Here is a 12,094-nt window from a genome sequence, read left to right as displayed (position 1 = left end):
AGCACGGGAAGCGACCCGGGTACGGCCTGGTCAACCGCACGGGAACGGCCGAACGCGTCCTGTTCCCGGGTGTCGACGTAGGCCGCATCATCTCGATGGTGCTCTGGCCCGTGGCAATCCTCATGGTCTTCCAGCGCACGGTGATCCTGGGCGTGGACGGCGACCGCACGGACGACTTCTCGCCGGTGTATCGCGCCGCGTTGGCATTCCTGCGCAACGAGCCGATCTACACCGAGAACTACAACACGGTCGACCCTCACTACCTGTACCCGCCGTCGGGAACGCTGCTGATGGCTCCGCTGGGTTACATCGACCCCGAGCGAGCGCGATGGCTGTTCATCTTCGTCTCCGCCGCCGTGCTCGTGCTGTGCGCGTATCTGATCACCCGCATGTTCGGGTACTCGGTCCGGTCGTGGGTGATGCCCGTTGTGCTGTTCGTCTTCTTCCTGTCCGAGACGGTGTCGCACACTTTGATCTTCGTGAACTTCAACGCCTTCGTGTTGCTCGGTGAGCTGTTGTTCATGATGTTGGCGCTCAAACGGAAAGACCTGTGGGCGGGTGTCCCTCTCGGTCTCACCCTCGCCGTCAAACCGGTTCTTGCCGTGCTGCTGTTGCTCCCGCTGCTCAACCGTCAGTGGAAGGTGTTCGTGGGTGCGATCGGGGTCCCGCTGCTGCTGACCGCGCTCGCGTGGCCGCTGTCCGCCGACCCCCGGTCTTTCGTGAGCCGCACCGCGCCGTATCTGTTCGAGGCGCGCGACTACTACAACAGTTCGATCGTCGGCAATGCCGCCTACTTCGGCGTGCAGACCTGGCTCGTGGTGCTGTTGCGGATCGCCTTTGTCCTGATGGCCGCCTTCAGCCTGTGGTTCCTGTACCGCTACTACCGCACCACCGACGAACTGCTGTGGATGAGCACTTCGGCCGGTGTGCTGCTGTGCACGTCGTGGCTGGTCGGCTCGCTGGGCCAGGGTTACTACTCGATGCTGCTGTTCCCGCTGCTCATGACGGTGTTCATGCGGGGCTCGGCCATCCGGAGTTGGCCGGCCTGGCTCGGTGTCTACGGGTGCTTCACATTCGACGGCTTCTACTCGGATCGCTGGGAGGCGTTCGGGCGGGCGATCGAGTACAACAAGGTGACATGGGGCTGGTCACTGCTGATGATCGCGGTGTTCTGCGCGCTGCTGTTCCGGTATCTGGACCTTCGCAAGTCCGGGGATCACGAGATCCCCGGAACCAGAACGCGGCCCGCGGCCACCGTCAGCGCATGAACTGAACCCGGAAATCGACGCAACGGACAGCGTTTGACCGATCGACTGCTCGAGGGGCGGTGGCAGCTCAGGGCAGCGCGGTGATGAGCTTGTCGACGTCGACGCGCGGGCCGGTGAAGAACGGGGTCTCCTCGCGCACGTGCATCCGTGCCTCGGTAGCGCGTAGGTCGCGCATCAGGTCGACGATCCGATGCAGCTCGGGCGCCTCGAACGCCAGCAACCACTCGTAGTCGCCGAGGGCAAACGACGACACGGTGTTCGCCCGCACGTCCTTGTATCCGCGTGCCTGCTTGCCGTGATCGGCGAGCATGGTGCGTCGTTCGGCATCGGGCAGCAGGTACCACTCGTACGAGCGGACAAACGGGTACACGCAGATGTACTTGCCCGGTTCCTCACCCGCGAGGAACGCCGGGATGTGGCTCTTGTTGAACTCGGCGGGCCTGTGCAGCGCCACGTTGCTCCATACTGCGTTGCTGGCACGGCCGAGGATGGTGGTCCGGCGGAAATCGGCGTAGGCGGCCTGGATCTGCTCGACCTCTTCCGAATGCCACCAGATCATGAAGTCTGCGTCGGCCCGTAGACCCGAGACGTCGTACAAACCGCGAACCACAACACCTTTGGCCTCGAGCGAGTCGAAGAACTGGCGGGCGTCGCTGATCGCCTCGTCCCGATCGTCGCCCAGCTCGCCCGGCCGAACCGAGAAGACCGAGAACATGAGGTAACGAACAGTGGCGTTGAGTTCTGCATAGTCCAGGCGCGTCATGGCTCCCATCCTGCCATTGCCAGGACAACGCGATGTCAGCGCAGGTGCGTGCTCCGCGGCCCATCAAGAGCCAGATCGGCGACGAGTTGCCGGGCCGCCCTGTCTGCACGACCGACACATGCGGGTACCCCCACACCGTCGAAAGTGGCCCCGGCGAGCACCAGACCCGGTGGACGACTGCGGTCGACCTCTGAGACCAGGGACGCGTGCCCGGGCGCGTATCGAGGAAGTCCGCCGGGCCACCGCTGGACCACGGCGTCCCGCGGTCCGACACGCACTTCTCCCCCGCCGGCCAGAGCGATGACCGTTGCGAGATCCGCCACAGCCCAATCGATCAGCTGGTCGTCCTCGATGCTCTCGAGATCGGTGCCGTAACGACCGAACGACACCCTCACCAACACCGCGTCCGCGGCAAGGTGATTCCACTTGCGCGTACTGAAGGTGAAAGCCTTTGCGTGCACCAGTGATTCGTCACTGGCGACGAGAACCCCCGAGAGCTGTGGCAAGTCGACACCCGCCTCGAGCGCCAGCGACACCACCGCCGACCCCGACAGGTCGACCTGCGTCAGCGGCTCGGCGATCTCGGGAACGGTTGCGCACACGCGGGCCAGGACGGGAGCCGGCAGCGCAGCCACCACACCGTCGTAGCGGACGTCGTCGACCATCCAGCCGGAGCCCGCCCGGATCAGCTGTCGGATTGCCACGCCGGTATGGATGCCTGCGGCACAGCGATGGCCGAGTTCGTCGACCAGCTGGCGGTATCCACCGGCCAAGGCGCCGAACACCGGGCCAGAACCACCTGATGCGGCCAATAGGCCGGTCACCGCCGCGGTCAGGCTCGGAGCACCGGCGTCGAGTCGCGCCGCCAGGGCAGGAACCACGGCCCGCACACCCAGGTCGTCGGCACGTGCCGAATACACACCGCCGAGCATCGGGTCGACACTGCGATCCACGATCGACCGGCCGAAGCGGTCCCCTACCAGGGCCCCGATCGACATGTCTTGTCCTGCTTGCCAGTCGAGGGGTCGCTGCGGCTCATCGGCCATGCGCGCAAGGTCGTCCGCCTCGGCAAGGTGGCGTACGGCGTCCGGACCACCGGGGATTCCCATCACCGTCGGACGGGCCATTGCCTTGAGGGTGGAACCGCTGAGGACATTGGGCCCGAGAACACCGGGATGGACGAGTGACGGGGTCAAGCCGAGTTCGTCCACCAGAGCGGCGACTTCCGGGCGGCGAACCAGGAATGCCTCGGCACCGACATCCACATGGTGTCCATCGAGTTCGGCTGTCCGCAGCGTGCCACCGAGGACGGGCGATGCTTCGAAGAGATCGATCACCGCGTCTGGCCCGAGTAGCGTCCGCAATCGGTACGCCGCGGTCAGTCCCGAGATACCGCCACCGAGCACCGCGACACGGGTCACAGCGAGTGCACCAACTCCACCACCCGGGTCAACACGGTCGGGTCGGTGGCGGGCAGAACCCCGTGACCGAGGTTGAAGATGTGGCCCAGAGCCCCCGCTGCCACCGCTCGATCAGCTTCGGCGGCGATGCGGCGGACCTCTTGTTCCACCACCGGCCACGGCGCGAACAGCACGGCCGGATCGAGGTTTCCCTGAAGGGCCCGGCCGGGTCCGATCCGCCGCGCTGCATCGTCGAGCGGGATCCGCCAGTCGACCCCGACCACGTCGGCGCCGGCGGTTCCCATGTCGTGGAGCAACTCGCCGGTGCCCACCCCGAAATGGATGCGGGGAACGTCGTACGACGCCAGTTCGGCGAAGACGCGCGCCGAATGGGGTCGGGCAAAGGCGTTGTAGTCGGCCACCGAGAGCGCGCCTGCCCACGAATCGAACAACTGGAAGGCGTCCACCCCGGCATCGAGCTGGACCTTCAGGAAGGCGATCGTGATGTCGGCGAGCTTGCCGACCAGTTCGTGCCAGATGTCCGGCTGCCCGTACATCAGGGCCTTGGTGTTCTCGTAGTTGCGGCTGGGGCCGCCTTCGATCAGGTACGACGCCAAGGTGAACGGGGCGCCAGCAAAACCGATCAATGCGGTCTCGCCGAGCTCGGCCTTCAACAGTTTCACCGCGGCCGAGACCGCACCGACCGCGTCGGGTGTCAGCAAGGGAAGGGCGCGGACATCGGCGTGCGTGCGGATGGGGTGCGCGATCACCGGACCCACCCCGGAGACGATGTCGAGGTCGACCCCGGCCGCCTTGAGCGGAACCACGATGTCGGAGAACAGGATTGCCGCGTCGACACCGTGCCTGCGAACCGGCTGCATGGTGATCTCACAGACCAGTTCGGGGTCGAAGCAGGATTCGAGCATCCCGCGCCCGACCCTGATCTCCCGGTACTCGGGCAGTGAGCGGCCGGCCTGCCGCATGAACCACACCGGTCGGCGGCCGGGCTGTTGCCCACGAGCGGCCGCGACCAGCGGCGAAAGGGCGCGGGCATGTTGTTGAGTCATCACCTGACATGCTGCCATGCACTGCGCCCAGGACTCCAAGGACTACCGAATAGGGCCCGATCAAGCCATCGGCGCGCCTACCGTCGGTCCGCCCGGCTTGGACCTACGGTCGACGGGTGACCACATCCGAAGCCTCGAGCGAGCCTGCAGTTTTCCGCAGCGCCATCGAATCGATGCATGCGGCCAAGGTGCGGTCGGAGATCGAGCTCGGCAGTATTCGCCCACCTCAGCGGCTGGCGCCCTTCAGCTATGCAGTGGGCGCCGAGGTGACCCAGCCCGACGACGGCGAGATCGCCACGGACTCCGACGGCAGCGCTTTCGGCCGGCTGATCCTGCTCTACGATCCCGACGGACACGAGGCCTGGAACGGCACCATGCGGTTGGTGGCATTCATCCAGGCAGAGGTCGAAGCCGTCCTCGCCGCCGACCCATTGCTCCCGGAAGTCGCGTGGAGCTGGCTCACCGAGGCCCTGGCGCAACCCACCATCGAGATCACGGCCCTCGGCGGCACGGTCACCTCCACCTCATCGGTGCGGTACGGCGACATCTCCGGACCACCGCGCGCTCATCAACTGGAACTCCGCGCCTCCTGGACCGCGACCAACAGTGACCTCGACGGGCACGTCGAGGCTTTCTGCGAGGTGTTGTCGCTCGCGGCCGGGCTGCCGCCGACAGGCGTCACGCAGCTCGGCTTCACCAAAGCGTGAGCTGCGACGTCGATGACCGATCCCACGAGTACTGACCCGACGGCCCACACCGGCCCGGGCGATCAGTCATCCGGCGACCCAGAGGTGGCGGACGGCGGCACCACGGACGAGCCAGACCGTCCCGAACCGATTCCGCTGACAGAACCGGCGGATGGCGTTCCGCCCGTCCTGTCCACCCCAGCCGAGTTCGCCGAGGCCGGCCGACTGCTGTCCGAGGGCACGGGTCCGGTGGCACTCGACACCGAACGCGCCTCCGGCTTCCGCTACTCGGGGCGGGCATACCTCATCCAGATCAAACGAACCGGTAGCGGATCCTTCCTCATCGATCCCATCGATCATCCTGAGGCGCTGACCCCGGTGATCGACGCACTCGACGGCCCCGAGTGGATCCTCCACGCAGCCGATCAGGACCTGCCGTGCCTGCGCGAGCTCGGATTCCGATGTGCCCGGCTCTTCGACACCGAACTGGCCGGCCGGTTGCTCGGGATCGCCCGGGTCAACCTCGCGGCAATGGTCGAGCACTTCTTGGGGCTGGGCCTGGTGAAGGGACACGGAGCGGCCGACTGGTCGAGGCGTCCTCTGCCAGCCGACTGGCTCAACTATGCCGCTCTCGACGTCGAGGTCCTGATCGAACTGCGTGACGCGGTTCAAGCCGCTCTCGTCGATGCAGGCAAGGAGACCTGGGCCGAACAAGAGTTCGCCGCCGTACTGGCCCGACCGGATCCACCGCCCCGCACCGACAGGTGGCGACGCGTTTCCCGTATCCACACCATCAAGTCGCCGCGCATCCTCGCAGCCGTCCAGCAGCTCTGGAATGCCCGCGAAGAGATCGCCCGGCGTCGCGATGTGGCTCCCGGACGCATCCTTCCCGACTCGGCCATCATCGCCGCTGCCACCGCAGACCCGAAGTCACTCGACGAACTGTACAAAGTGCCGGTGTTCGGCGGCCCTCGCCAACGTCGCCAGGCCGCCCGCTGGCTGTCGGCGCTGGATGCAGCGCGTCGACTGACCGACAAGGAACTGCCGTCGCGTCGGCCGGCAGCGGTGGGTCTACCGCCTGTCAATCGATGGGAGGGCAAGGATCCCGAGGCTGCTGCCCGGTTGGCAGGAATTCGAGCCGGCCTCACCGACCTCTCCGAACAGTTCTCGGTACCCGTGGAGAACCTGCTGCTCCCCGAGCTGGTTCGCCAGGTGTCGTGGGAGGGAATCGATCCGCCCACCGTGCAGGCCGTCGAGCACCGGCTGGCCGCGGGTGGCGCACGTCCTTGGCAGATCGAGTTGACGGCACCGGTGATCAGCGAAGCACTGGGTCGGCCCCTCGAGGACGAGGATGCCGACGGGCCGTCGACCGACAACGATTGACGGCTAGCCCGTCACCGGCCGGATTCGCGTGTGCCTGAACTGTTCTCGGGACGTACATCGTCGGAGCCCGCGAAGCCGGAGTCGAGATCGTTCTCGTCCGACGACGACAGCTGTGGCTGCATCCGAGACACCATGGCGGTGATCGCCCGGGCAACGTCCTGAGCTGTGAGTCCGAGCTCATCGAGCAGCTGCCCGCGCGAGGCAGGCGTCAGGAACTCCTGAGCGATACCGACATCACGGACCGGCGTCGAGATCCCCTTGGCCCGAAGGTTTTCCGAGACAGACGACCCGACACCACCATGCACTCCACCGTCTTCCACGGTGATCACCAGACGGTGCTCGACGGCGAGTTCGGAAATGGATTCCGGCACCGGCAGTACCCAGCGAGGGTCGACCACCGTGGTACCGATCCCCTGCTGCGCCAGCCTGGCCGCAGTGTCCATGGCCAATGAGGCGAACGGACCCACCGCGACGATCAGGACGTCTTCGGACTCACCGCGACCCGGCCGGTGCAGCACATCGGTGCCGTCGGCGAGTCGGTCGATCGCCCGAATGTCCTCGGGCACGGCACCTTTCGGGAAACGCAGCGCCGTGGGGCCGTCGTTGATGTCGAGCGCTTCGGCGAGTTCCTCACGCAGCCGCACCGAATCGCGGGGCGCTGCGACCCTCATGCCCGGCACGATGGACATCAGGGACAGGTCCCACATCCCGTTGTGGCTGGGGCCATCGGGACCGGTGACGCCGGCGCGGTCGAGCACGAGTGTCACCGGCTGTCCGAGCAGGGCAACGTCCATCAGCAACTGGTCGAACGCGCGGTTGAGAAACGTGGAGTAGATGGCAACAACCGGGTGCATGCCACCGAGCGCAAGTCCCGCCGCCGAGGTGAGGGCATGCTGTTCGGCGATGCCCACGTCGAACATCCGGTCCGGGAAACGCTCACCGAAAGCGGCGAGCCCGGTGGGCCCGGCCATCGCCGCGGTGATGGCGACGATGTCGCGACGCTGACCCCCGGCCTCGACCAGGGCAGCCGAGAAGACCGACGTCCAGTCCGGGGCCGACACCGAGGTCGCCTTGCCGGTGGCCGGATCGATGATCCCGGTGGAGTGCATCTGGTCCGCGATGTCGTTCTCGGCGTGGTGATAACCCATGCCCTTGCGGGTCACGGTGTGGACGATGACCGGTCCGCCGAACGCCTTCGCCTGGCGCAGAGCGTTTTCGAGCGCGTCCTGGTCATGGCCGTCGACCGGCCCGACGTACTTGAGGCCGAGATCGGTGAACATGGCCTGGGGTGTGAGCGCATCTTTGATACCGGTCTTGAGACCGTGCAGAGCGGAGTACGCGAGTTGCCCGAAAAGCGGCAGACGCAACACCGCGCGCCGGCCTTCGTCGAGGACCCGCTCGTATGCGGGCTGTAGCCGCAGTCCGGACAGATGTTGGGCGAATCCGCCGATGGTTGGCGCGTACGAACGACCGTTGTCGTTGACGATGATCACCATCTTGCGATCGCCGGCGGCGATGTTGTTCAGAGCTTCCCAGCACATCCCCCCGGTGAGCGCACCATCTCCGACGATCGGCACGACGTGCCGGTCCTGACCGGTCAGTGCAAACGCCTTGGACAGCCCGTCTGCGTACGACAATGCCGCGGACGCGTGCGATGACTCGATCCAGTCGTGCTCGCTCTCGGCTCGCTCCTGGTAACCGGTGAGCCCGCCACGCTGACGCAGGGTGTCGAAGGCACCTTTGCGACCGGTGACGATCTTGTGCACGTAACACTGATGACCGGTGTCGAAGAGCAGAGCGTCCTGGGGCGAGTCGAACACCCGGTGCAGAGCCAAGGTCAGCTCGACGACTCCGAGATTCGGTCCGAGGTGGCCGCCGGTCGCCGACACCTTCGCGATGAGGAACTGCCGGATGTCCCGAGCCAGTTCCTGGGTCTGCTCCAAGGAGAGCTCGCGCAGGTCGGCGGGTGAATTGACCGAATCCAGCACGCTCATCCCAGGTCCTTTCATGGCAATGGGCAACGGCGAGATGTTCGAGACCGTCGCTGCGCCGCCGGGCTGTGGCGGCGCGTGGTCACCCAGTCTACGGACGTATGCCGCTGCGGGCTCGTACCGCAGCCGACTGTGGCGAGGACCGCAGTAGCGCGATCGCTTCGATGTGGTGGGTCAGCGGGAACGCGTCGAAACCACGCAACCAGTGCACCTGGTAGCCGCCGCGTCGATAGTCCGCCAGGTCACGGGCGAAGGTGGCCGGATCGCAGCCGACAGCGATGATCGCCGAGGGCGCTGCGGCGACGATCTTGTCCACCACTTCCCTGCCCGCGCCCGCGCGTGGCGGGTCGGCGACGACAACGGTCGGGGCGGGCAGATCCGCCACGGTCCGGGTCACGCTGGAGTGGTGGAAGTGCACGCGCGGGTCGTCGGCGAACGTCTCAGATCCCGCAGCGACCGCCTGTGGGTCCGTCTCCACGACATGGACGGTCACCACCGCACGGGTGCTGTCGCACTCGTCGAGGATCGCGCCGGCCAGTGTTCCGGCTCCCCCGTACAGATCCCAGGCGACCACGGACGGACCCAGGTCGGCCTGCCGGAGCAGCTCTCGGACCGTGTTCGCGTACCCGGCTGCCGCCAGCCGGTGGGCCTGCCAGAAGCCAGACACCGGCAAGAGCCACGTCCGGTTCCCGACCGTGCGCTGAACCGCTTCGGTGCCCGAGACGATCTCCTCGACCCGCGGCGCGGCACGTTTCGAGCGTGACCGCTGCGCCTGACCGCGTCGATCGTTCGCCCGGGTCCGCCGCTTCGCGGGTCGACCGCGTTCTGCCTCCGGTGGCGCGATCTGCGAGATGTGCCGCTGTTCGTCGTCACCGATCGTGATGACCAGCTCGGCCCCTGGTGTCAGGCCGGTGTACTCGTCGAGCCCACCGAGCATGCCGGTGACCGGCTGCGCACAGTCCAGTCGTGGGACCACCGCATGCGATCCGAAGGCCGCCAGGCCGGGCCTGCCGTCGTCGTCGACGAACAGCCGTTGCCTGATTCGCCATCCTGTCTCCGGTTCGGATCCGGCATGCGGGTCGAGCGAGGTGACCTCGCCTTCCCAGGTGACCCCGCCCATCCTGGACAGCAATTCGGTGAGCACGGACGACTTCAGCTCGCGCGCATGGCTTCCGGTGGTATGGGACAGATCACAGCACCCGGCGCCACCACCGGGGGCTCCCGCCGGGCAGGCCGGGTCGATGCGATGATCGGACGGGGTGAGGATGTCCACCACCTCGGCGCGACAGAACCCTTTGCCACGATCCTCGGTGACCTGGACCCGCAACCGTTCTCCCGGCAGCGCATGCCGGACGAAGACAACCCTGCCCTCATGGCGGCCGACACAGACGCCGCCGTGACCCAGCCGGTCAACGGTGATGTCGAATTCTGTTCCCAGCCAACCAGTATCGTGGCCTTCGCTGCTCTCGGGGCCGCTCACTCGGGCCCCCGTCCGGTGCGTTCTCCGGGTGTCGAGCCGACGCCGCGCCGGGTGTCGCCCGGGGCAATGTAGACCCGGTCGCGTTTACGGCGGTCGGACGAGCTGAGCTGCCACGGAACCGACGTCACCATCACACCCGGCTCGAACAGCAGACGACCCTTCAGGCGCAGTGCCGACTGGTTGTGCAAGATCTGCTCCCACCAATGTCCCACCACGTACTCCGGGATGAACACCGTCACCACATCGCGCGGTGACTCACGCCGCAGTCGGCGCACATACTCGATGACCGGCCGGGTGACCTCTCGATACGGCGAGGCGATCACCTTGAGCGGCACGGTGATGTCGCTGTCTTCCCACTGCGCCACCAGTTTCCGGGTGTCGCGGTCGTCGACGTTCACGGTGACGGCTTCGAGGGTGTCCGGACGGGTGGCCCTGGCAAACGCTATCGCCCGGCGGGTCGGCAGGTGCAGCGTGGACACGAGCACGATCGAATGGGTGCGGCTCGGCAACACCGCCTCGTAGTCGGAATTGTCCAATTCGGCCTGCACCGAGGCGTAGTGCCGGTGGATCAGCTTCATCAGGCCGAAGATCGCGACCATCGCCACGATGGCGATCCATGCTCCGGCAAGGAATTTCGTCACCAGGACGATCATCAGAACCGAGCCCGTCATCACCAGACCGATGCTGTTGATCACCCGCGAACGCAGCATCCGCGACCTTGCGCTGGGATCCTTCTCTGTCTTGAGGTGCCGCGTCCAGTGCCTGACCATGCCGATCTGGCTGAGGGTGAACGACACGAACACCCCGACGATGTAGAGCTGGATCAATGCGGTCACCTCAGCGCCGAAGGCGACGACAAACGCGATCGCGGCAGCAGCGAGAAAGAGGATTCCGTTCGAGAAGGCAAGCCGGTCGCCACGGGTGTGGAGCTGCCGCGGGAGGTAGCGATCCTGTGCCAGAACCGAACCGAGCACCGGGAAACCGTTGAACGCCGTGTTCGCTGCGAGTACCAGGATCAGTGCGGTGACGATGGTCACGAAGTAGAAGCCGGGTGTGAACCCGCCGAACACGGCGTGTCCGATCTGGGCGATCAAGGACTTCTGCTCGTATCCGTCGGGGGCGCCGATGAGGTCTTTCGCCGGATCCGATACGTACTTCACACCGATCTGCTTGGCCAGCAGGATCATGCCCATCAACAGGACGATGGAGATGCCGCCGAGCAGCAGCAGGGTGGTGGCCGCATTGCGGGACTTGGGCTTCTTGAACGCGGGTACCCCGTTGCTGATCGCCTCCACCCCGGTCAGCGCCGCACAGCCCGACGAGAACGCCCTGGCGATGAGGAACACGAATGCGATACCGACGAGGTGACTCTGCTCGGCCTTGATCTCGTAGCCTGCGGTCTCGGCGGTGAGGTCATCACCGAACACGAGGACCCGCAGAAAACCCCAGCCGAGCATCGCCACCATCCCGAAGATGAAGGCGTAGGTGGGAATTGCGAACGCAGTGCCCGATTCTCGGAGTCCGCGCAGGTTGATCGACGTCAGCAGTACGATCGCCACCACGCAGAACCACACCTTGTGGTCCTGGACCAGTGGGATGGCCGAACCGATGTTCTCGGCCGCCGATGCGATGGACACGGCCACCGTCAAGACATAGTCGACCAGCAGTGCGCTACCGACCGTCAGACCGGCAGTGGGGCCGAGGTTGGTCGTCGCCACCTCGTAGTCGCCGCCGCCGGAGGGATAAGCGTGGACGTTCTGCCGGTAGCTGGCGACCACCACGACCATCACCAAGGCGACGGCGAGACCGATCCAGGGTGTGTACGTATAAGCCGACAGACCCGCGACCGAGAGGACGAGGAAGATCTCCTGCGGGGCGTAGGCCACCGATGACATGGCATCGGAGGCGAAGACCGGGAGGGCGATCCGCTTGGGCAGCAAGGTGTGCCCGAGTTTGTCGCTCCTGAAAGGACGTCCCAGCAGCAGCCGTTTGGCTGCGGTGGAGGTCTTCGACACCGTGGACACCAAGCAAACAATAGGGCCTGTGCTGCCGTATA

The 12,094-nt window shown here is 66.2% G+C and carries 9 protein-coding genes; 3 read left to right on the top strand and 6 right to left on the bottom strand.

Annotated features, from left to right (window positions below; all coding sequences use genetic code 11):
* Positions 1–95 precede the first annotated feature (95 nt).
* Positions 96–1,268 carry a glycosyltransferase family 87 protein gene (locus ACVWY6_RS20505; RefSeq protein WP_457541168.1) on the top strand — a complete coding sequence of 391 codons (1,173 nt, stop codon included), beginning with the start codon at positions 96–98 and terminating at the stop codon, positions 1,266–1,268.
* A 67-nt stretch (positions 1,269–1,335) separates the two neighbouring features.
* Here the strand turns inward: ACVWY6_RS20505 and hemQ are convergent, their stop codons facing one another.
* From hemQ to hemE, 3 genes are read right to left on the bottom strand one after another with little or no spacing between them, the layout of a single operon-like run.
* Positions 1,336–2,031, bottom strand: a complete 696-nt coding sequence (hemQ, locus tag ACVWY6_RS20500; protein WP_023959574.1) for a hydrogen peroxide-dependent heme synthase — start codon at positions 2,029–2,031, stop codon at positions 1,336–1,338.
* Positions 2,032–2,066: 35 nt separating this feature from the next.
* Positions 2,067–3,452 carry a protoporphyrinogen oxidase gene (gene hemG / locus ACVWY6_RS20495; RefSeq protein WP_457540591.1) on the bottom strand — a complete coding sequence of 462 codons (1,386 nt, stop codon included), beginning with the start codon at positions 3,450–3,452 and terminating at the stop codon, positions 2,067–2,069.
* Entirely contained in the window at positions 3,449–4,498 is a 1,050-nt protein-coding gene (hemE, locus tag ACVWY6_RS20490; RefSeq protein WP_457540589.1) for a uroporphyrinogen decarboxylase, read from the bottom strand. The genes hemG and hemE overlap by 4 nt, the downstream gene beginning before the upstream one ends.
* A 116-nt stretch (positions 4,499–4,614) precedes the next feature.
* Between hemE and ACVWY6_RS20485 the strand changes: the two genes are divergently transcribed.
* Positions 4,615–5,205 (top strand): DUF3000 domain-containing protein, encoded by a 591-nt coding sequence (locus tag ACVWY6_RS20485; RefSeq protein WP_030163311.1) that lies wholly within the window; start codon positions 4,615–4,617, stop codon positions 5,203–5,205.
* A 12-nt stretch (positions 5,206–5,217) separates the two neighbouring features.
* A complete protein-coding gene (locus ACVWY6_RS20480; RefSeq protein WP_457540587.1) occupies positions 5,218–6,567 on the top strand; it encodes an HRDC domain-containing protein in 1,350 nt (449 codons plus the stop codon).
* Positions 6,568–6,578: 11 nt separating this feature from the next.
* Here the strand turns inward: ACVWY6_RS20480 and dxs are convergent, their stop codons facing one another.
* The 3 genes from dxs to ACVWY6_RS20465 all read right to left on the bottom strand — a co-directional run bounded on the left by dxs (position 6,579) and on the right by ACVWY6_RS20465 (position 12,062).
* Positions 6,579–8,561 (bottom strand): 1-deoxy-D-xylulose-5-phosphate synthase, encoded by a 1,983-nt coding sequence (dxs, locus tag ACVWY6_RS20475; RefSeq protein WP_457540585.1) that lies wholly within the window; start codon positions 8,559–8,561, stop codon positions 6,579–6,581.
* 88 nt (positions 8,562–8,649) lie between these two features.
* Complete coding sequence (locus ACVWY6_RS20470) at positions 8,650–10,038, bottom strand: class I SAM-dependent RNA methyltransferase (protein ID WP_457540583.1); 1,389 nt, start codon at positions 10,036–10,038, stop codon at positions 8,650–8,652.
* Positions 10,035–12,062 (bottom strand): APC family permease, encoded by a 2,028-nt coding sequence (locus ACVWY6_RS20465; RefSeq protein ID WP_174548733.1) that lies wholly within the window; start codon positions 12,060–12,062, stop codon positions 10,035–10,037. The genes ACVWY6_RS20470 and ACVWY6_RS20465 overlap by 4 nt, the downstream gene beginning before the upstream one ends.
* Positions 12,063–12,094 lie beyond the last annotated feature (32 nt).

Source organism: Williamsia sp. R60 (assembly GCF_054063855.1).
Note: the sequence above shows the minus strand (reverse complement) of the source record. Positions and strands in the feature narration are given on the sequence as shown.

Bases quoted from the DNA above. Each gene is read 5' to 3' on its own strand.
- ACVWY6_RS20480 (WP_457540587.1), top strand. From the start codon at position 5,218: ATGACCGATCCCACGAGTACTGACCCGACGGCCCACACCGGCCCGGGC.
- dxs (WP_457540585.1), bottom strand. From the start codon at position 8,561: ATGAGCGTGCTGGATTCGGTCAATTCACCCGCCGACCTGCGCGAGCTC.
- ACVWY6_RS20505 (WP_457541168.1), top strand. From the start codon at position 96: ATGGTGCTCTGGCCCGTGGCAATCCTCATGGTCTTCCAGCGCACGGTG.
- hemE (WP_457540589.1), bottom strand. From the start codon at position 4,498: ATGACTCAACAACATGCCCGCGCCCTTTCGCCGCTGGTCGCGGCCGCT.
- hemQ (WP_023959574.1), bottom strand. From the start codon at position 2,031: ATGACGCGCCTGGACTATGCAGAACTCAACGCCACTGTTCGTTACCTC.